Source organism: Oscillatoria sp. FACHB-1406 (genome assembly GCF_014698145.1).
In the GTDB taxonomy this organism is placed as follows: Bacteria; Cyanobacteriota; Cyanobacteriia; order Cyanobacteriales; family Spirulinaceae; genus FACHB-1406.
The window spans coordinates 171,071-189,508 of the sequence record NZ_JACJSM010000003.1 but is presented as its reverse complement, the minus strand read 5'-3'; the positions used below and the strand labels follow the sequence as shown (position 1 = coordinate 189,508).

The window sequence follows — 18,438 nt, the reverse complement described above, 5'->3', positions numbered from 1 at the left end:
GATCGATTTATTCTTTCTTCCAAACATAAACGCATTTTCTCAAGGGAACTCTGCCATGATTGCCCATTTGTTGGCTGCTGTTCCCCTTATTGCCTGGAAGCACTAAAATCTTATCCACGATAAACCCTAATTTTTCTGCGATCGATGATAGGATGGTATCGACAGAAATACTAACTCCTGCGTAGCGGACATTATCATTCACCATAAACAAAAAAGCTCCAGGTTTAAGAACTCGGTGGCATTCTTGTATAACGCAAGCCATTTCATAAAAATAGCCTCGTATCATCCGGGGAATACCATTATTATTTAATGCGCCCTCTAACTTTTGATTTTCTAAGAAACACAAAATTGATTGCAGTAAGGGTTGAGAGTCCGCCGCATCTATCGCTAATTTCCAACTAGAATTAATTGCTAATAAATCTTTTGAGCGATTTTCTACCGTACAGCTTAACATCTCCTGACGTAAGCTCGCTAAAGACTTTTCAGAAACACCTAATAAAGCGAGTTCTAAAGCATAAGTGCGAGTATAATCGTAGCGATTGCAGTAAGGAGGAGAAGTCATAATTCCCTCGTAAATTGCGTCGGGGAAAGAGGACATAACTTGAAGACAAGAATCTTGATATAGTTCAATCCCTCCTCGTTTGTTAAGATTGACTGGAATTTCGAGGCTATTGGTAGAAGCGTTTAAATCTTGGATAATTTCACCAAGCTTATTCGCGATCGCGCGGTCGAAATCAGCAATCTCGCCTTTATTAAAAGAAGTCTTTTTGCGACTAGCCCGATAATCCCAACGAAGATATTGTCCGTCTTTGCGAGTGTAGCTAATGGATTCTAAGATACAAAGTAAGGCAAAACGTAAAACCGAGCTAACGCTTTCTTTTTCCCCTTCGCAAACGCTGAGATATCGCTCAATTGCGTATTGGGTTGCTGGAGAATACGCGCCTTTGGTAATTTTAAATTCTGGCAAATCTATCTTTTTTTCTGCTATTTTCCAAGGCTTTAACTCAATCCATTTCGTCAGCCGCTCGAAGTCATTTTGGTTGAATTCAAGTTCTAAAAGCTTTCTGGTTTTAATAATTTCTTGACCGATCGGTAAAAGTTCAATCCCATCAGCATTAATGCCAAGATTGCTAGCAGCAAATAAAGCAGTACCACTTCCTGCAAAAGGGTCTAAAATTTTGCCCCGCTTTAACTGATAGTCGTTAAACAGAAACTCGACAAGAGCGGCTGAAAAAGCTTCTTTATATTTATACCATCTATAAAGAGGTCTACTTTTATTCGCCTGAAAGCTAACTAAAAGCCGAGTCAAAGAGGGGTGAATAAAAAAACGATCTTGAAAGTGCTGGTTTAACTCTTTGTCTAGCTTATCAATTTCTATTAAAGCTTTATTTTCGGATTCAGGTTTGAGATCGAAAAACGCAGACAAGCCCATCATATAAAATCCGGTTGAATGACCTAAGTTAAGGCTGACGGGGGGACTGGGGGACGGGGAGACGGGGGGACGGGGAGATGGGGGGACGGGGAGATGGGGGGACGGGGAGAGGGAGTGAGAGAAATTTTAACAAGAGATAGCGCTACATTATTCCCCCAAATAGCAAGGAAAAAGTAGTGCCGTGACACAGCTAAAACTGTGCGATAGGTTTCTCGTTCTATTGCTTACTCGATCGGGTTTCAAGAGTTTTTCTAAAGCCTCATTTAAGGTGTGTCACGGCACTACTTTGAGCTTGCCGAACAATACGGAGAATTGAGTTAAGTTAGCATATTGGGTAGGGTGGGCAGCGCCCACCAGCCTACCGATTTGATTTTTGGAACTGTACCTCACGTAAACGAAAAACGCTATAAAATTTTCTCCCTACTCTGCCTTTAATTCTCGTTCCATTAATGAGTGAACGGCTTGTTGGGGCGTAATTTCGCCTTCTAACAAGCGGCGAACTTGTTCTGCAATGGGTACTTCAATCTTTTCTGCTTTTGCCAATCGCACTAACACTTCGGTGGTATTAATCCCTTCTGCGGTTCCTTCCAGGCACTCTAGGATTTCTGCTAATGTTTTACCCTGCGCGAGTTGATAGCCAACTTGATAGTTGCGCGAGAGGGGACTGTTACAGGTTGCGAGCAGGTCGCCGATGCCGGATAATCCGTAAAAGGTACTAGGCGTTGCGCCAAAATGAGCGCTGACGCGGATGATTTCGGGTAGGGCGCGGGTGAGAAGCGCGGCTTTGGCATTGGTTCCTAAGTTTAAACCATCGCACACCCCGGCCGCGATCGCCATAATATTTTTCAGGGTTCCTCCCAATTCCGTGCCGATAGGGTCAGCATTCACATAGACGCGAAAACTTTCCGATGCGAAAATGGTTTGAACCCTTTTTGCAGCTTCTAAATCCTCGCTTGCGACTGCCGTTGCTGCGGGCAAACCGCGATCGATTTCTTTCGATAAATTCGGCCCCGAAAGCACGACAATGGGATGTTGGGGAAAAGCTGCCTGCCAAATTCGAGAGGGCGTTTGCAGCGACAGGGCATCTAATCCTTTCGTGGCGCTGACAATAATCAAATCCGGCGGCAGGACGAGGCGCTGTAGCTGTTCGATGGTGGGGCGAACGCCGGACATGGAAACTGCCGATACTGCTAGATTAGCAGAGGCGAGCGCATCTTCCCAAGAGCCTTCGCTGCGGCGAGAGTGAAAGCGAACTTCATGCCGATTGCGCGCCGCTAGTGTCCCTAACGCCGTTCCCCAAACCCCCGACCCCAAAATCGCGACGATCTGCGGTTGAGGCTTCAAAGTGCTACGATCCAACTCATCATTCATATCATTTCCTGTTTCAGGATGACTTATCGCAATCCCACCCCGACTGTTGATATTATCATCGAACTTATCGATCGCCCTCACCGTCCCATTGTCTTAATCGAACGCAAAAATCCGCCCTACGGTTGGGCAATTCCGGGAGGATTTGTCGATTATGGCGAACCCGTCGAAGTTGCAGCGCAGCGGGAAGCCGAGGAAGAAGTGTGTTTAAAAGTCGAACTGCTCGAACAATTTTACGTCTATTCCGACCCGAAGCGCGACCCTCGCCAGCATACACTCAGCGTTGTCTTTTTAGCGGCAGCAACGGGGGAACCAGCAGCGGCGGACGATGCGAAAAATATTGGCATCTTTGAGAGTTGGAATCAACCGTCGAATCTCTGTTTCGACCACGCTCAAATTCTGAAGGATTATTGGTACTATCGTCACTACGGGGTGCGCCCGCGTTTGCCGTACCCTTAAAAATTCAGGTCATTTGTACTTGACTTCACTCTAACCGGCGGTAACGATTTGAGGAGGTTGGACGGACATTTCTGGAGGCGAAACTAAAACTTTCCTCGCCATGACGATGGTTTCTGGTAGCACGCCGACCAATTGTGCGATAACATCATCGGGTAACTGCGCGATCGCTTCCACCCCACAATACCGTTCCAACATTCTTAAAATTAACTCCCCTCGCTGCAACGGCACCGGATTCTCTGCCACCTTTTGGGTGCTTTTAATCCAGCGCTGCCGCATTTGAAAAGCTTTGCGGCGTTCTTCATGAGACTCTGGGTGCGTTAAAGCAATTTGCCCGATGGGAATCGCGCGGCGACAATCAATATCGAGTAACCCCCCCACTGCCGAACCGGGCCCTGCAATTTCGGCGTGGTGGCGATGGCAGACAATAATCGCATTGCCTCGCGTCGCATCGACTCGCAACAGTTGCCCGCTGTGCAACTGACTGAGGACTTGAGTGGGAGGGAGGATGGTCGAACGGGATAAAGCTTGACTAAACATTTTAGGCATTTAAGTAAGTCGCGATTGAAAAAGAATCAGATTAAAATTACGGGTAGCGTCTTCAGGGTTAACGCTAGACGAACAATTTTTGAGGGACTAACTTTATCTAAAGTTACAATCGCCAAGCTCGGGCGAAAAAGCGGACAGTTTAAGGTTTGATACAAGTCAAGCCAACACTTCGGAATGCCTGCGGGTGGTCGATAAAAAATGGCAGATTGCAACCTCTTGTTTGTAACCCACTAGCTCTATAAATATCAGAGCAACAGAACTAGATGCAACTCGTTCCCACCGTCCGAGGCGGAATTTTAGTATTAAAATACCCACCCTGGGAGCATTTTGCTAATTTTGAAGGTGTGCGAGCTAAAAGTTGCTCTGTACTAACGTCTGCTCTAGACTTTGTTAGTCATCGAAGCACGAGGAACCCCAATTCATAACCGGGTGCAGTGCCTACCGAGCTTGCAGAGTATCTCCTGCCCCCAGTCTTCCTCTAGCTTTGAGAAGAAACAACAGCTTTTTGCTTTAATTGCCGTGCTAGAGCCTTCGGGTAGATGAACTTACCTTTAGAATGCCATACCTTTTTAAATTTTTCCAGCTTTCGGCTCCGTCTTTTTCAATTCTTTAAAGAAGTTTCCGCTTGTTGCTCGCTGTAGCGCCGTTTGAATTCGCGTTGCTGTTTGTTGTGGTCTACAATCGGTTGGGGATAGCCGCAAGATCTTCGTTCCGATGTCGGTATTTTTCCCGTTACTAAATATTCGGAATCGAGGGAACTTAATTCGGGAATCCACTGACGAATATACTCGCCTTCAGGGTCGAATTTTTGGGCTTGACTGCTAGGATTGAAAATTCTCAACGGCTGCGGATCCATACCGCTAGAAGCGCTCCATTGCCAACCGCCGTTATTAGCCGCAAGATCGCCGTCGTACAAGTTTTGCATAAAATATTTTTCTCCCCACTGCCAATTAATAATCAAATCTTTAGTTAAAAAACTGGCAACAATCATGCGGCAGCGATTGTGCATCCAGCCGATTTCATTAAGTTGGCGCATCGCAGCATCAACGATAGGATAGCCGGTTTTTCCCTGGCACCATGCTTTGAAATGTTTCTCGTTATTATTCCAAGGAAAATCTTTAAATAAGGGGCGATAGGGGCCGTTTTCGAGTTCGGGAAAAAAGTACATCGCGTGTTGATAAAATTCTCGCCATGCCAGTTCTTTTTGCCAGGTTTCGATGTTGGCTTGGGTTTCTTCGCTGCGAGCATTTTGATACGCTTCTGTCGTTGCGTTCCAGACGGTACGAATGCCGATCGCGCCGAATTTGAGTGCGGCGCTCAGTTTCGAGGTACTATCAATACTGGGAAAGTTGCGTTGCTCTCGGTAATCGAGCAGGGCGCGATCGCAAAAGGCCTCCAATTGCTCCCGCGCGGCGGTTTCTCCCGGCGTTAAAACAAAGCCATTTTCCCAGTTGTAACCCAAATCTTTAGCCGAAGGTAAGCTTTGCGCCCCCGCTTCTATCGCGCTTTTTCGTTCGCTTTCGGTTAATCCTTCCGCCCCTGCTAGCGTTGCTGCGGGCGCTGCTTTGGACTGCTTACTCCAATTCTTCCAGAAGGGCGTATAAACCGTGTAAGGGTTTCCGGTAGCCTTGGCGAGGACTTCGCCGGGAGAATGCAGCAGTTTATCCCAGCCGGTTTCTACGGTAATCCCTTCCGCTTCGAGGTTTTGCTGCACGGTTTCGTCGCGAGTGCGGGCATAGGGTTCGACATCTAAGTTCCAGAATACGCTTTTAGCTTGCAACGCGATCGCGAGCTTGGGTAGGGCAACCTCGGGAGTATCGTGGAGAATAAGCAATTCGCTGCCCGCTTTTTGATAAGATTCTTGCAACTCCTCCAGACAACCTATCATGTAGGCAACGCGAGCGGGCGCAATGTCATCCCGTTGTAAGATGTTGGGATCGAGACAGAAAACACCGATAACTTTGGGCGTTATTTGGCGGGCGGCGGCAAGTCCGATGTTATCGGATAAACGCAGGTCGTTGCGATGCCAGAATAGAATTGTCGAGGACATAATCGCATTTTGGAGTCAATCTTATTGAGGATAGCACAAACGTATCACTCTAAAGGACAACTCCATTCTTTGCGATAGAGTTGTCAAGTCGTCTTGCCTCTTAACTCCAGCAAAACGGGAACGTATTTTCAGCTTATGACGACAGCATTAACTCTGTTTAGAGTGAGGTACACCGCGCGGGCGAATGCCATTCGCCCCTACCCATCTAATTTCAATTTTTGTACCTCTTTTCAACTCTTATTTCAGATATTTCGTAGAGTGGGCAACGCCCACCAGCCTTAAGTCAGTGCCATTCATCCATTGTCAATTATTCACTAAAGATATACCCTAGGGATACTCCCGTCTGACGCTCCCATTTCTCTTGAATTTTATGAATGTCATTATAGTAATCTTGAAGGTTAAATTAGCTTTTACAAAGATTAACTCCATGCCAGAATCGAACAACTTTATACGAAAACTTGCGAGGCAATAAAAGCTCCTCGTTCTGCCATCGTATAGAGTCCGATATGGTGTGCAATGCTTTGGGGATGAATGGCTGTTTTAGGCAGTCCTTGCTGGGCTGCTACCTCAGCGGAAAGGTCGTAGGTAGAGCAACCTTCGGTATAAACAATAATATCTTTTAAAGTCTGCGTCATGTCATGATTGCGAGCCGAAAGCAGGGTGATAACGAAATCCATCACACAGATATCCGTGCAGATACCAACGACTGCTAAAGCTTCCAAACGGTGTTGATTAACCCAATCAATTAAGGCATTATTTCCCGTATTAATGTCAATAGAACCAATGAAGCCGTTGATGCAGTCTTTTTCAATAAGGGTAGTGAGGGGATAAGTTTCTAACCACTTGAGTTCCGGCACTAATTCTTCTTCTCCAGATCCTTTTTCGCAATGAATCGGATAGGGAGGTTCGGGTTTGCCCGGTTCGTGGGCATCTAGAAAAGCTAAAATCGGTAAATTTTTGGCTGCAAAAGCTTTGGCTAAGCGATCGCTCTCCGATACCATTGTAGCAATTTGTCGGTCGGGTTCTGTTGGCGCTAAAGGGCTATAGCCGACCGTGCAGAAGCCATTGACCACATCAACGATAACTAATCCGGTGGGGCGATCGCCTATAGTATAGGGTTGAGGGTCAATGGGTAAAGCAGCTTCAATCGCTGCTAAAGCGGAACTGGGGTTCGTTAAAGTCGTTACTCTATTCATTAACTCAGTCATCAGCAAAATTTCACCAATCTTAAAAAACTTCAATCAATTCTCCGCAGCGCGTTCTTGAATCGCTTGATAGCAGTCGGCAATATCGGCTCGTTTTCGCATCGCTTCAACTAAAGCGTCGTAGGCTTCGCGATGCTTTTCAATTAAGGCTTTAGCCTGAAGTTTTCCCCACTGTTGTTTGAGTTGAGATTGCGATCGCTCCTGCCCGAAAAATAGCAGCGTATCGGTGACTTTCTTGCGGTCATCTTCGCCACCTTCTACTGTTTCATACAACAGTTCTTCTGCGGCAATTCCCGCCATCCAAACGGTAGAAAAGCGATCGACAAAAAGGCGAATTTCTTGAGGCGGAACGCTCTTTCTCAGTTGCTCGGTATCGACAACAACGCCCCCGACTCCCGGATTCCCGGCTCTGAAACTTTCCCAGGCATTTAAAGTATAACTTTTAATCGGAATTCCGAGAAAATAAGCGGTCAGAAAATGTCCGGCTTCGTGATGGAGAACGCGATCGCGATATTTCCCTGAAAGTCTCGCTACGCTATCGAGCAGTAGGGTTACGCCGCGCCCGCCCAATCCTAAAGTATCAATAGTTGCTAATCCCAAAACAGCTAGGGTAGCGGCGGCAGGAATCGCAGGCGAGAGATGAACGAGCGGCCCGAGGAGGACGGAAACCGTCATCAAAAAAATGGCGATCGCAATCAGATTTAAAGAAACTTGTTGCATATTAACGGTTATTTGTAAAGGGAAAACAGGAATTTAATTCTTCAGCGATTAAAGAGAAACGACTCAGCAAAGCCATTGGGAGCAAGTTACTTTTGTCGCCCTCTCCCTAAATCCCTCTCCCAAAGTTGGGAGAGGGACTTTGAGGCTACTCCCCTTCGCCCAAGGTTGGGAGAAGGGGCCGGGGGATGAGGGAGATCGCGGCGCAAGTTTGACCTGCTCCCAAGCCATTTTTAAGACTGAACTTTATTTTTGATTTTCGACCTCGCGATTTGCCAACTTAGGAAGATTGTCGGGATTAAACCTGCCAAAATGATAGCTAACGAAGGAGCAGAAGCTTCAACTAAACGTTCGTCGGAAGCATAATTATAGACCTGTACCGCTAGTGTATCGAAATTAAAGGGACGAATGACTAATGTTGCCGGTAATTCTTTCATCGCATCGACAAAAACTAACATAGCCGCCGTCAACAATCCGCCCGCCATCAGGGGGGTATGAATTTCTACTAAAGCTTCAGCGGGCGCGCGTCCTAAACTGCGAGCGGCATCGTCCAAACTGGGTTTAATTTTAGCGAGGCTGGATTCGACGGTGTTAAAGGAAACGGCGAGAAAACGCACGAGATAGGCAAAGATGAGAACGGTAATCGTACCGCTGAAGAGAAGTCCGGTGGAAACATTAAAGGTAGCACGAGCAAAACGATCGATCGCGTTATCGATATTGCCGACGGGAATCAGTACGCCGACAGCAATCACAGAACCGGGGATGGCGTAACCCATCGAAGCGATACGCGCGGCGAGGCGATTGAAAAAGGAGGGTTGCAAGCGCTGTCCGTAGGCTAAAATTAACGCGATCGCAACCGCTAAAACTGCGGTCAGCGACGACAAAATCAAGCTATGACTGGCAAACTCCCAAAATTGAGGCTTTAGCGTTTTCTGAAGGTTTGTCAGCGTCATTTGCAGTAAAAATCCCACCGGCAGCAGAAAACCGAGAAACACGGGCAGAAAACAAGCCAAACTCGCTAAAATAGCCCGCCATCCGCCTAGCTCGAACTGTTGGACGAGCGGCGTAGCATTACCAAATTGGTAGTATTTCGCTTGGCGGCGACCGTAGCGTTCTAAAACAATAAGGAGTAGGACGAACAGCAGTAAAAAAGCAGCGAGTTGTGCCGCAGCAACGCGCTGTCCCATCCCCAACCAAGTGCGATAAATTCCCGTGGTAAAGGTGGATACGCCGAAAAATTGTACGGTTCCGAAGTCGTTGAGAACTTCCATGAGGACGAGGGCTAAACCGGCCACAATCGAAGGACGGGCGAGGGGCAGCGCGACGCGAAAAAAACTACGCCAGGGATTGCAGCCCAAACAGCGACTCGCTTCTAAGGTACAGCGCGACTGTTCGAGAAACGCGACGCGAGCGAGAAGATAAACATAAGGGTACAGAACCAGAACGAACATTGCGATCGCGCCACTGAGGGAACGAATGTTAGGAAACCAATAGTCGCGAACGCTTTCCCACCCAAAGATATTCCTCAGAGCGGCTTGTACCGGCCCATAATAATCGAGGAGATCGGTGTAAACGTAGGCGAGAATGTAAGCAGGAGCCGCTAAGGGCATCAACAGCGCCCACTCCCAAACCCCACGCCCCGGAAAGCGGCACATCGTTGCTAACCAAGCCGTTCCCGTACCGATGACTAATACGCCCAATCCAACCCCGATCGCGAGCCACAGAGAATTAGCGATATAATCCCAAAGTACCGTAGTCGCTAAGTGCCGCCAAATCTCTGTCGCATCGGTGAAAACACTACTGAGGACGCAGAGAACGGGCGCGGCAATCAGAAGCGCGATCGCACCGACTGCAACCGTCCAACCGTTAAACTCAGAACGCAAGAATTTTGACTGTTGCCAGGAAAGCATTGACACCTGCGCGCGACCTCCTAAAATACTAAAATCCACTTTAATGCAAATTAATCTCAAAAACGTAAATGATTGCTACAGGGTAATTGACAATTAGCCCGCAAGAATTGACAACGAAGAATTCTAAGCTAGAAGTTCTAAGCTTCATTATTAACGATCCACTGTTAAGCAATCTATTGATAACTAATGACTGACTCCTACCCTGCCGTTATTCTCCACCTCCAAGAAGCAACCCGACAGTATTCTTCTCAAGCACCGCCCGCAGTCAATGCCGTTACCCTAACCCTCCATTCCGGCGACATCCTCAGCTTCCTAGGTCCCTCCGGTTGTGGCAAAACAACCTTACTGCGACTGATTGCTGGTTTTGAGCGACCGGATGGAGGCACAATTGAAATTGCCAGTCGTAAAGTTGCTGGGTTGGGACATTGGTTGCCTCCAGAAAAGCGCGGCGTGGGGATGGTGTTTCAGGACTACGCCCTGTTTCCCCATCTTAACGTCAGCCAAAATGTTACTTTTGGGTTATCGAATTCGAGCGGAAAACTCTCGGCAGCCGCCCAACAACGTGCGGGCGAAGTCTTAGCCTTGGTCGGGCTGCAAGGACTGGAAAAGCGCTACCCGCACCAACTCTCAGGCGGACAGCAGCAGCGTGTCGCCCTCGCCCGCGCCCTCGCACCGCGCCCGCAACTGGTGCTGCTCGACGAACCGTTAAGCAATTTAGACGCACAAGTGCGCTTGCGCCTGCGGCAGGAGTTGCGAGAAATTCTCAAAGCGGCGGGAACTTCAGCGATTTTTGTGACCCACGACCAAGAAGAAGCACTCTCAATTTCCGACTGGATAGCCGTGATGCGGCAGGGACAATTAGAGCAATTTGGTAGCCCGGAGACGATTTATCAGGAACCAGCAACACACTTTGTGGCGGAATTTGTCGCTCAATCGAACTCAATCCCGGCTCGACGAGAGGGGAAGGGTTGGGTTACGGAAATTGGTTATTTTCAGGATAATAAGAACGATAACAACGATAATATCGAGCGCGGCGAATTGATGGTTCGGCAGGAAGACTTAATATTGCAAGAGGATGAAGCGGGGGAAGCGGTCGTGCGCGATCGCCAATTTCTCGGTCGCGAGCATCGCTATCGCTTGGAAACGCCATCGGGACGAGAATTAATTGCCCGTATGGATGCCCTAAAAGTGCTGCCCGTCGGCGCGAGAATTAAGGTTTCGGTTGCCGGAGGCAATTACCGCGTTTTTCCCCTTGAGTCAAATAATTTCTAACTCGTCTTCTCGGAAATGTGCTTTAAATTTAGGCATAAATTGTACGAAAACAGGAAGATTTGCACTAACAGGTCTGCCTTGCCATTCGGTTACGATCTCCTTAATTTCTCCTTCCATCCCTTTAAGATCGAATGCTCCCTTCTTATGCTCGGGATGATGGTAGACAACAACCGATTGAATCACTCGAACGCGATCGCCAACTTTCATAGAGCTAGTCTTCTCTCTCGTGTACGCTATCTCGAATTTAAAAATTCGTAAACCTTACCAGTGTACCGCGATCGGGGCAATTTCTGGTAAATTGGGGAGCGCAACAATAATAATCCTCAGTAAGGTGTCCGTCGCCGCGCCGATTGGGGAGCCAGTCAAAATCATCGATACAGCATATAGAGGATTAGGAAAACGAAAAGATGGAACTTGAATATCCGGACGATTTAAAGTATCTAGATACTCACGAATACGTGCGTTTGGATGGCGAGATTGCCACCATTGGGATTAGCGCCTATGCAATCGACCAGCTTGGCGATATCGTCTTTATCGAATTGCCTGCGGAAGGGGATAATATCGAAGCGGGCGAAACTTTTGGAACGGTGGAGTCGGTGAAAGCGGTTGAAGAGTTGAAAGCGCCGGTTACGGGAACGGTAATCGAACGCAACGAAGGCGCGATCTCCGCCCCGGAAGACATTGTGGTGGATCCCTACGGGGAGGGGTGGTTGTTGAAAGTTCGCCTCGATAATCCCGATAGCGATCTCGAGGATGTTCTGACTGCGAACGAATATCGCGCGCTAGTTGAGGGCGAGTAAGGGGTTAATAGCTAGTAACCTAATCTCTAGTCAATCAGGCTCAAAGCTTCTCCATCGAAATTCAAAATGGAGATTTTGATAATCCCCACGCAGGCAAGATTGACTCATACTAACTCCCATAGGTTTTGCACTATTTCCCAGAGTTAGGGCAGAGCAATGCTCTGCCCCTACAGAGAAAATTGAGTGCCGCGTTTGGCTATCGGTGCTATTAATACCAAACCCATTGCCACCATTGTAATGTTCGAGAATATCGGGCGTAGGAGCGGGCGGGAGACGGGAGGTTTAGCCGTCTGGAACCCGAAACCTAGCAGCCTAAAAATTGATTTCTATCAAAATGGGTCGCCTGGGGCTCGAACCCAGAACCAATCGGTTAAAAGCCGAGTACTCTACCATTGAGCTAGCGACCCATTGCGTGCTTTTTATTAGCTCGCACGGTTTACAACTATAGCACAAGTCGTTCGGAAATTGTCAAGGAAAATCTCGATTTTTTTTTCAGCGCTGCTTACAAATAACTGACGCGCAACTCGACACGAGCTTCGCAAGTCTGCCCCGGTTCCAGGTACGTCAAATTTTCGCCGGTATTGAGGGCATTGCGCGGCGCGCTCCACGGCTCCAAACAAACGTAATTTTTGCCCTTCAGCGTCCAAAAAACGAGGGTGGAGTAGATTTTGGAGTAGGAGATGTCGATTTGGAGCTTGCGACGGCGATCGCGCACGATCGCGGTACTTCCCGTCACCGGACGCAAGGCAACATCGATCTCATCGACATCAAAATCAAAAGTTCCATTAAAGCTCTTCCCTTCGGGGACTCCTTTACCCTCGACGTGGGTAGCGGGAATCTCAAATTCAAGCTGAGTTTTATCCGCGCACCAAAAATAGGGGTGCAAACCCGTCGAGAAAGGCATGATATCCTTGGAACGATTGGTATAGCGTTGCTCGATCGCCAGCGTCATTCCTTTGAGGCGATAGGTAAATTCCAGTTGAAAATCAAACGGATAGAGGGCGCGAGTCCGAGCATTGCTATCAAGCGCGAGGATAATTCCCGCGCAATCATCCGTTAGGCGCGATCGCACTTCCCAAGGTAAATCGCGCGCAAAACCGTGCTGTTTGAGTTGATAGGACTTGCCGTTGCGCGTGTAAGTATCTCCGGGCAAATTGCCGCAGATGGGAAATAAAATCGGAATCCCGCCGCGAACGCTTGCGCGCGGATCTGCAAACCGTTCTTCATCCAAATAAAGAATGTCTTGACCTTGGATGCGCCATTTTGTAGCAATACCGCCGCGTTCCGGTACGATTTCCAAGCGGCTTTGGTGTTCTTGGTCGGTCAGGATGTAGCTTTTGTATTGGTCTTGCTCGATCGCGATCGCAAATACCGAATCCATAATCAGTTATTAGTGAGCAGTGAATAATTAATCCGTTATTCAGTTATAAGCAAACAGTTCTCTAGTGTACAGTCGAATGGCACTGACTTAATGAAAGTGGGCGCTGCCACCGCCGGAAATCATCACTATCTCGAGTTCAAGAAAAAGCTCAAAGCAGCGCTTCCGAGCGGTACGGTTAAATTATCGATCCCAACGCGAGAAAACGCTTCTAGTAACGCCGCAAAACTGCCCACCGCCGCCGAAATACCAGCCGTTTGCCAACTTGCGCCCTGCACCGCACCTAAAATCAAAAACGTCACCAAACTGCTAACTCCCGCCATCACTAGCGTTCCTTCCCAACTTTTGCGACTGCCCCAGAGTGTATAGGGATGTCTGCCAAAACGTTGCCCGACAACCGCAGCAAGTCCATCGCCCCACGCCATCACCAAAATGCCGATCGCGGCGTACTGCGGCAATTGCAAGGGCCAAAACCAAGCCACCAATAAGCCAATACTGAGGGCATAAAAAAAAGTTCCCAAACTCTTGCGCCCGACGCTGTTAATACTAGGCAGAATCGGCAAAAAATAAGAGACAATAGCAACAAGCGCCGCGATCGCTGCCGCCCCTATGCCCACCCAAGCCGGGATGTTAAAAATCCAAGCGAAAAGCATCACCTGCCCCGCTCCAATATGCACGATTTTGCGCGTGAATTCTGCTCCAAAATGAGTTAAACGATTTAACGCCTCAGCGATAACAATAACAAGAATGAGATATATCGTTGTTAAGCCAATCGGAAATAGCTCGTTAATCGTTAATAATTGGTAATTAATACTTGATAATGAGAAACTCATAACGGGTAGGCAATGATAACTCATCCTTCAACATCAATCTGAAAGATATGAAAAGCTTACTCCTTTTGTTGTTAAAAGGCTACAAACGATTTATTTCGCCGCTGCTCCCGCCTGCTTGTCGCTTTACCCCGACTTGTTCGGAATATGCGATGGATGCGATCGCGCGTTTTGGGCCCCTTCTCGGTACGAAATTAGCCGCCCAGCGCATTGCTCGCTGCCATCCCTTCCATCCCGGCGGCTACGATCCCGTTCCCACCGTCGAAGAATGGCAAACCCACCGTAACGGTCAAAAAAAGATCGTTAACTTATCGCAATGGAAGTCTCACAAGTCGAAACGTCCCTAACCTATCGCCTCGAACTTCGCCCCTACCAATACCGCTTTCGCCAACCTTTAAAGACTTATCATGGGGTATGGACGGTACGCGAAGGAGCGCTCGTGCGTTTGAGCGACGATAAGGGACGCGAAGGTTGGGGCGAAATTGCGCCGTTACCGTGGTTTGGCTCGGAAACCCTCGAAGACGCGATCGCGTGGTGCAAAAACTATGGCTCGGTAGTAACAAGCGCTGAGATTGCCGCCATTCCCGCCCATCTTCCCGCCTGTCAATTTGCCTTAGAATCGGCTTTGGAGCAATGCTTGCATCCGCATTCGGCTCGCGAGCTTCCACCGCAACACTACAGTTATTTACTGCCCGCCGGAGCGAGAGCGTTACAAGCTTGGCAACCGCTGTGGGAGGCAGGAGGGCGCACGTTTAAATGGAAAATTGGCGTTGAGCCAATCGCAGTAGAACTTCAATTATTCGATCGCTTGGTTGAAGAATTGCCCCCAGGGGTTAAACTTCGCTTGGATGCGAATGGCGGCTTAACCTTAGCCACTGCTAAACAATGGCTGAGTTCCTCAGAGCGAGCGGGATGCGTTGAGTTTATCGAGCAACCCCTATCGCCGGACGAGTTCGAGACGATGTTGCGCTTGAGCGATAGCAGCGCTATTCCTTTGGCTTTGGATGAATCCGTGGCGAGTTTAGTCCAACTTCAAGATTGTCACAATCGCGGCTGGCGCGGTATCTTCGTTATCAAAGCTGCGATCGCCGGTTCTCCTCAACGCCTGCGCCAATTTTGTCAGCACCATCCCCTCGATGCTGTTTTTTCTTCTGTCTTTGAAACCGCGATCGGCAGACAAGCGGCTTTACACCTCGCCGCCGAACTCGGCAACCCTCACCGCGCTGTCGGTTTTGGCATTGAAAGTTGGTTTGATGGCGAGGGCTAAAGATTCCGTAAAATCTTGCAGGTGCGAAGCCGCCGGAATCGCTAAAAGCTTTGCAGGACAAGGTTTATGCGTATATTTAAGAAAAGTATCATTCTCCCTGCCTTCCTAACTTTTTCACAATTTAAGGTTAATCTTATCGATACTTAAGTTGAGTTGTAGCGACATCGCTCGCTAAATGATGGTCGAGCGATGAGCAATGGAGGCAGTGCCTTCTGTGCCAAGTCAGGGTGATAAGCGCAAGGATTAGGAAGTATCGCATCTTCGATTTAAGCGAACTCCCCATTGACAAGCCAATTCTGGTTTGCCAAGCGTCAGAAAAAAATCGATTCAGAAATCCAACCAGCGCTTGTTGTAGTCATCTACAGACTCTCCCCTTTCAGACAATTTCTCCAGTGTCCCGATAAATTCTTGTCCTCTAAAATTTTTGAGTAAGAATGAAAGGATTCCAGGGAAATCGCTCTCACTCACAAAGGATTGACATATGGTGCATTGCCAAACTGTGTTAGAAAAGCGCCTCGGAGCTAGATCGTTGAGAAATGTAGCGATTGCAGACAAAGATCGCTCGAAAAGCAACCCAGTTTGCTCGAGACTGAATTTGGAGCGCTTGGAATCTTTTGAAGTCGTTGAAGAACAGTTTAAAGAATGGGGGATTACCCTGAGAAACGCGATCGCGCTTCAACCCTCCAACGCCGCTTATCCCCCTCACTCCGGCTCGACTCTACTGATGGGCGCGCCCCGCGACGGCTGGATGGAACTCGTCTTTAAGCGTCCGCTTCACTACTTTAGCTGTCACGTCACCAGTTCTCAGCCGATTATCCTCTCGGCTTACGATCGCCAAGGCAACCTCATCGCCCGAGACGAACTTCCTCAAGCTAATTTAGCTGAATCCAACTCGAGCCTTCCTCCGAACGCCCCACTGTACGCAACCAGTTCGCGAAACAATATCGCCCGCATTAGTATTTATGCTTTTGACGGACAACTTACGGTGAGTGAAGTCAATTTCTGCTTTTAAGAGTTTCGAGTTTGGAGTTTGCTTGAGTTCTCTGCTAGCCCTTGAAAGGACGCGGCTAAGCTTGGGATTTTGACTCGGAAAAAATTTCGCTCAAGCGCGCTTCGAGATCGTCAGCTAACTCCGTTAAGTCGCGATCGCTTTCCTCAAAGCAAGCTGGGGGCGGCGGTTCGGGAGCAAAATTCAGCAGTTTCAGTTGTCCGTTGCCGATCGCGATATAAAGAACTTCTTTTTCGGGATTGTGTCCGTCCAGAATCCCTAGGATTTCCTGCAATTGATTGCTAACGTTCCGATTGAGACGTTCGATTGCCGAGCGAGAAAACGAGATAAAGTGCGGGGTAGGTTTGAGATCGATCCCCAATATTTCGTCGCTGTCACCGCGCTCGAGGTGAAAGCCCCAAGCTAACACTGCAAGTTCTTTAGCATTTTCCAGGACAAAGCGATCGAGGCGAGCTTTCCAAATGTCATCTCCTGTATCGGAGGAGGGACTGCCAAATTTCATCATGGCTCTTTATAAGGACGTGAAGGTGCTAGATCTTCAAGATATCATTCGTGGGATTGGGAACGATCCTCTCGAAACCAGAAACTCGATTTCTCGATTTTATTGATAAAATATCAGAGGTCAATTGCCGACCAAGGGGCTGTGGCTCAGTTGGATAGAGCAAGCGCCTCCTGAACGCTCGGGCATCGCGGAGGGAAACTTCCCCGATGAATGCAGTCAAATTCAAGGGAGCCTAAGTTTGTGAAAGCAGATACGGTAATCTTGAGCCAAGCCGAATCTCGGACGCTCGCGAAAGCATCGCAGCGCGGGGGAAACGGAAGGTGCAGAGACTGGTTGTAGAGAGCTAAAACCGATGGACTACAATGTCTCATCTAAAAAAGAGCAACGGGGAATTTTAGCGGGAATGCTGTTGGGAGTCGCCCAAAAACGCGATCGCAACTTCTTTATCGAACGCGCCCCGTCGCAAAGCGCTTACCTTCTGTTCGAGAAAGCACTACTCGAGGAGATTACCCAACAGCCAGTGTACCTTCGAGAACGGAGCAATCGCTGGGGCGATCGCGTCCTGCGCCTCGAACCAAAACTGATTCCCCTAACTCGAGTCTTAGTTAAGAAACTCTATTGCGGCAATCTCAAACGAATTACCCGTCAATTTCTCAATTTCTTAACCCCTCAAGGAATCGCCATTTGGTTTATGGACAAGGGCGCAAAATCGTACAAGCGCAAAGCCGGTAAAATCCACGCGATCGAAATTGCCCTCAATACCCATCTCTCGAAGGAAGCCAACGAGGTAATCGCGCGCTATTTTTTGGAAGTGTGGGGCGTTGATTGGGGGTTAAGCAAAAGTCGAGGAACTTATCGCCTGCGCTTGGGGACTCGGGCGGGAAAAAATTTTTTAACTTTCCTGAGACCTTATATCCATCCCAGTATGCTAGGTAAAGTTCAAACCTCCTACAACGAAACGGCTGCCACCTAATGGTTTATCCTATGGTGAAGGAATAGTCCGGAGAGTGGGGAAACTCACACTAATCTGAAGCGCTAGGTCGCCGGTTCAAATCCGGCCAGTCCCGTCGAACGATCGCACAAAATTAATGAATGTTAGGGAACAGGGATTCCGCTCGAAGAAAATCGAGACGGTTGCAAGCATCTAAGTCAAAAAGGCGCATTCCGCTATGGGCTATACCCCTCGTTGGAATTGCGCTCTTTGCTACTTACAAGGAGCTTAAAAGCTTATTAGTCAAGCCGCAGGCGATTTTTGTCCTGGGCGGCGAGGAACGGCGGGAGGCTTACGCCGCGAAATTTGCGCGACAGCATCCCGATTTGCCGATTTGGGTGTCCTCGGGCAGTCCGGAAGATTATGCTAAACGGCTATTTGGCAATCGGGGGATCGCGCGCGATCGCGTTTACCTCGACTACGCCGCCCGAGATACCGTTACCAACTTTACGACCTTAGTGGATCGCTTAAAAGCGCAAAATATCCACAGCGTCTATTTAATCACCTCCGACGATCATATGTTGCGCGCTCGCATCGTTGGCGAAATCGTCTTCGGCAGTCGCGGGATTACCATTAAGCCCATCGCCGTTCCCAGCGGACGCGAACCGGAACCCGTTCAAAAGTGCGTTCGCGATGGCGCGCGAGCGGTTTTGTGGCTGACGACGGGATATACTGGGGCAACGTTGAAAGTGCGGGGGTAGT

At 48.6% G+C, this 18,438-nt stretch carries 19 protein-coding genes and 1 tRNA gene; 8 read left to right on the top strand and 12 right to left on the bottom strand.

Going from position 1 to position 18,438, the window contains the following annotated elements; genetic code table 11:
• Positions 1–7 precede the first annotated feature (7 nt).
• Both H6G50_RS05060 and H6G50_RS05055 read right to left on the bottom strand, forming a co-directional pair.
• Complete coding sequence (locus tag H6G50_RS05060) at positions 8–1,435, bottom strand: DNA methyltransferase (protein WP_190713883.1); 1,428 nt, start codon at positions 1,433–1,435, stop codon at positions 8–10.
• A gap of 417 nt (positions 1,436–1,852) precedes the next feature.
• Positions 1,853–2,803, bottom strand: a complete 951-nt coding sequence (locus H6G50_RS05055; protein WP_190713881.1) for an NAD(P)H-dependent glycerol-3-phosphate dehydrogenase — start codon at positions 2,801–2,803, stop codon at positions 1,853–1,855.
• 18 nt (positions 2,804–2,821) lie between these two features.
• On the opposite strand from H6G50_RS05055, the gene H6G50_RS05050 reads away from it, so the two are divergent.
• Positions 2,822–3,259, top strand: coding sequence for an NUDIX hydrolase (locus H6G50_RS05050; protein WP_190713879.1), 438 nt, complete (start codon positions 2,822–2,824; stop codon positions 3,257–3,259).
• Positions 3,260–3,289: 30 nt separating this feature from the next.
• Here H6G50_RS05050 and H6G50_RS05045 read toward each other — a convergent pair whose 3' ends face one another.
• The 5 genes from H6G50_RS05045 to H6G50_RS05025 form a co-directional block, all read right to left on the bottom strand.
• On the bottom strand, positions 3,290–3,805 hold the full coding sequence (locus H6G50_RS05045; protein WP_242032713.1) for a hypothetical protein: 516 nt from the start codon (positions 3,803–3,805) through the stop codon (positions 3,290–3,292).
• A 601-nt stretch (positions 3,806–4,406) separates the two neighbouring features.
• A complete protein-coding gene (locus H6G50_RS05040; RefSeq protein ID WP_190713877.1) occupies positions 4,407–5,855 on the bottom strand; it encodes an FAD-binding domain-containing protein in 1,449 nt (482 codons plus the stop codon).
• Positions 5,856–6,301: 446 nt separating this feature from the next.
• Complete coding sequence (locus H6G50_RS05035; protein WP_190714141.1) at positions 6,302–7,051, bottom strand: isochorismatase family protein; 750 nt, start codon at positions 7,049–7,051, stop codon at positions 6,302–6,304.
• 45 nt (positions 7,052–7,096) lie between these two features.
• Positions 7,097–7,780 carry an ATP-dependent Zn protease gene (locus tag H6G50_RS05030; protein ID WP_190713875.1) on the bottom strand — a complete coding sequence of 228 codons (684 nt, stop codon included), beginning with the start codon at positions 7,778–7,780 and terminating at the stop codon, positions 7,097–7,099.
• A gap of 230 nt (positions 7,781–8,010) precedes the next feature.
• A complete protein-coding gene (locus H6G50_RS05025) occupies positions 8,011–9,687 on the bottom strand; it encodes an iron ABC transporter permease (RefSeq protein ID WP_190714139.1) in 1,677 nt (558 codons plus the stop codon).
• Positions 9,688–9,873: 186 nt separating this feature from the next.
• Here H6G50_RS05025 and H6G50_RS05020 point away from each other — a divergent pair, with 186 nt between their 5' ends.
• Positions 9,874–10,959, top strand: a complete 1,086-nt coding sequence (locus tag H6G50_RS05020; RefSeq protein ID WP_190713873.1) for an ABC transporter ATP-binding protein — start codon at positions 9,874–9,876, stop codon at positions 10,957–10,959.
• On the opposite strand, the gene H6G50_RS05015 is transcribed toward H6G50_RS05020, so the two are convergent.
• Positions 10,945–11,166: a ferredoxin-thioredoxin reductase variable chain gene (locus tag H6G50_RS05015; protein ID WP_190713871.1), complete on the bottom strand. Its 222-nt coding sequence runs from the start codon at positions 11,164–11,166 to the stop codon at positions 10,945–10,947. The two genes, H6G50_RS05020 and H6G50_RS05015, sit on opposite strands and share 15 nt — an antisense overlap.
• A gap of 200 nt (positions 11,167–11,366) precedes the next feature.
• Here H6G50_RS05015 and gcvH point away from each other — a divergent pair, with 200 nt between their 5' ends.
• The gene (gcvH, locus tag H6G50_RS05010) at positions 11,367–11,759 is read left to right on the top strand and encodes a glycine cleavage system protein GcvH (RefSeq protein ID WP_190713868.1); all 393 of its coding nucleotides are present in this window, start codon (positions 11,367–11,369) and stop codon (positions 11,757–11,759) included.
• Positions 11,760–12,094: 335 nt separating this feature from the next.
• Here gcvH and H6G50_RS05005 read toward each other — a convergent pair.
• From H6G50_RS05005 to H6G50_RS04995, 3 genes are all read right to left on the bottom strand, one after another.
• Positions 12,095–12,166: transfer RNA gene (locus H6G50_RS05005), tRNA-Lys, on the bottom strand.
• A 95-nt stretch (positions 12,167–12,261) separates the two neighbouring features.
• Positions 12,262–13,140 carry an aldose epimerase gene (locus H6G50_RS05000; RefSeq protein WP_190713866.1) on the bottom strand — a complete coding sequence of 293 codons (879 nt, stop codon included), beginning with the start codon at positions 13,138–13,140 and terminating at the stop codon, positions 12,262–12,264.
• 125 nt (positions 13,141–13,265) lie between these two features.
• Complete coding sequence (locus tag H6G50_RS04995) at positions 13,266–13,970, bottom strand: diacylglycerol/polyprenol kinase family protein (RefSeq protein WP_190713864.1); 705 nt, start codon at positions 13,968–13,970, stop codon at positions 13,266–13,268.
• Between the two features lie 47 nt (positions 13,971–14,017).
• Between H6G50_RS04995 and yidD the strand changes: the two genes are divergently transcribed.
• The 3 genes from yidD to H6G50_RS04980 all read left to right on the top strand — a co-directional run bounded on the left by yidD (position 14,018) and on the right by H6G50_RS04980 (position 16,246).
• The gene (gene yidD / locus H6G50_RS04990; RefSeq protein ID WP_190713862.1) at positions 14,018–14,314 is read left to right on the top strand and encodes a membrane protein insertion efficiency factor YidD; all 297 of its coding nucleotides are present in this window, start codon (positions 14,018–14,020) and stop codon (positions 14,312–14,314) included.
• Complete coding sequence (locus tag H6G50_RS04985; protein ID WP_190713860.1) at positions 14,284–15,234, top strand: o-succinylbenzoate synthase; 951 nt, start codon at positions 14,284–14,286, stop codon at positions 15,232–15,234. Before yidD ends, H6G50_RS04985 begins: the two co-directional genes overlap by 31 nt.
• A gap of 481 nt (positions 15,235–15,715) precedes the next feature.
• Complete coding sequence (locus H6G50_RS04980) at positions 15,716–16,246, top strand: hypothetical protein (RefSeq protein ID WP_190713858.1); 531 nt, start codon at positions 15,716–15,718, stop codon at positions 16,244–16,246.
• 55 nt (positions 16,247–16,301) lie between these two features.
• On the opposite strand, the gene H6G50_RS04975 is transcribed toward H6G50_RS04980, so the two are convergent.
• Entirely contained in the window at positions 16,302–16,748 is a 447-nt protein-coding gene (locus H6G50_RS04975; RefSeq protein WP_190713856.1) for a hypothetical protein, read from the bottom strand.
• A 349-nt stretch (positions 16,749–17,097) separates the two neighbouring features.
• Here H6G50_RS04975 and H6G50_RS04970 point away from each other — a divergent pair, with 349 nt between their 5' ends.
• Both H6G50_RS04970 and H6G50_RS04965 read left to right on the top strand, forming a co-directional pair.
• On the top strand, positions 17,098–17,718 hold the full coding sequence (locus tag H6G50_RS04970) for a DNA endonuclease (protein ID WP_190713854.1): 621 nt from the start codon (positions 17,098–17,100) through the stop codon (positions 17,716–17,718).
• Positions 17,719–17,879: 161 nt separating this feature from the next.
• Positions 17,880–18,437: a YdcF family protein gene (locus tag H6G50_RS04965; protein ID WP_347239875.1), complete on the top strand. Its 558-nt coding sequence runs from the start codon at positions 17,880–17,882 to the stop codon at positions 18,435–18,437.
• The last annotated feature ends 1 nt before the right edge of the window (position 18,438 follow it).

Excerpts from the sequence above, each read along its gene's own strand:
- H6G50_RS05025 (WP_190714139.1), bottom strand. The coding sequence starts at position 9,687 with ATGCTTTCCTGGCAACAGTCAAAATTCTTGCGTTCTGAGTTTAACGGT.
- H6G50_RS04995 (WP_190713864.1), bottom strand. The coding sequence starts at position 13,970 with ATGAGTTTCTCATTATCAAGTATTAATTACCAATTATTAACGATTAAC.
- H6G50_RS05015 (WP_190713871.1), bottom strand. The coding sequence starts at position 11,166 with ATGAAAGTTGGCGATCGCGTTCGAGTGATTCAATCGGTTGTTGTCTAC.
- gcvH (WP_190713868.1), top strand. The coding sequence starts at position 11,367 with ATGGAACTTGAATATCCGGACGATTTAAAGTATCTAGATACTCACGAA.
- H6G50_RS05020 (WP_190713873.1), top strand. The coding sequence starts at position 9,874 with ATGACTGACTCCTACCCTGCCGTTATTCTCCACCTCCAAGAAGCAACC.
- H6G50_RS05055 (WP_190713881.1), bottom strand. The coding sequence starts at position 2,803 with ATGAATGATGAGTTGGATCGTAGCACTTTGAAGCCTCAACCGCAGATC.
- H6G50_RS04980 (WP_190713858.1), top strand. The coding sequence starts at position 15,716 with ATGGTGCATTGCCAAACTGTGTTAGAAAAGCGCCTCGGAGCTAGATCG.
- H6G50_RS05050 (WP_190713879.1), top strand. The coding sequence starts at position 2,822 with ATGACTTATCGCAATCCCACCCCGACTGTTGATATTATCATCGAACTT.
- yidD (WP_190713862.1), top strand. The coding sequence starts at position 14,018 with ATGAAAAGCTTACTCCTTTTGTTGTTAAAAGGCTACAAACGATTTATT.
- H6G50_RS05040 (WP_190713877.1), bottom strand. The coding sequence starts at position 5,855 with ATGTCCTCGACAATTCTATTCTGGCATCGCAACGACCTGCGTTTATCC.
- H6G50_RS05030 (WP_190713875.1), bottom strand. The coding sequence starts at position 7,780 with ATGCAACAAGTTTCTTTAAATCTGATTGCGATCGCCATTTTTTTGATG.
- H6G50_RS04975 (WP_190713856.1), bottom strand. The coding sequence starts at position 16,748 with ATGATGAAATTTGGCAGTCCCTCCTCCGATACAGGAGATGACATTTGG.
- H6G50_RS05035 (WP_190714141.1), bottom strand. The coding sequence starts at position 7,051 with ATGAATAGAGTAACGACTTTAACGAACCCCAGTTCCGCTTTAGCAGCG.
- H6G50_RS05045 (WP_242032713.1), bottom strand. The coding sequence starts at position 3,805 with ATGCCTAAAATGTTTAGTCAAGCTTTATCCCGTTCGACCATCCTCCCT.
- H6G50_RS04970 (WP_190713854.1), top strand. The coding sequence starts at position 17,098 with ATGGACTACAATGTCTCATCTAAAAAAGAGCAACGGGGAATTTTAGCG.
- H6G50_RS05000 (WP_190713866.1), bottom strand. The coding sequence starts at position 13,140 with ATGGATTCGGTATTTGCGATCGCGATCGAGCAAGACCAATACAAAAGC.
- H6G50_RS05060 (WP_190713883.1), bottom strand. The coding sequence starts at position 1,435 with ATGATGGGCTTGTCTGCGTTTTTCGATCTCAAACCTGAATCCGAAAAT.
- H6G50_RS04985 (WP_190713860.1), top strand. The coding sequence starts at position 14,284 with ATGGAAGTCTCACAAGTCGAAACGTCCCTAACCTATCGCCTCGAACTT.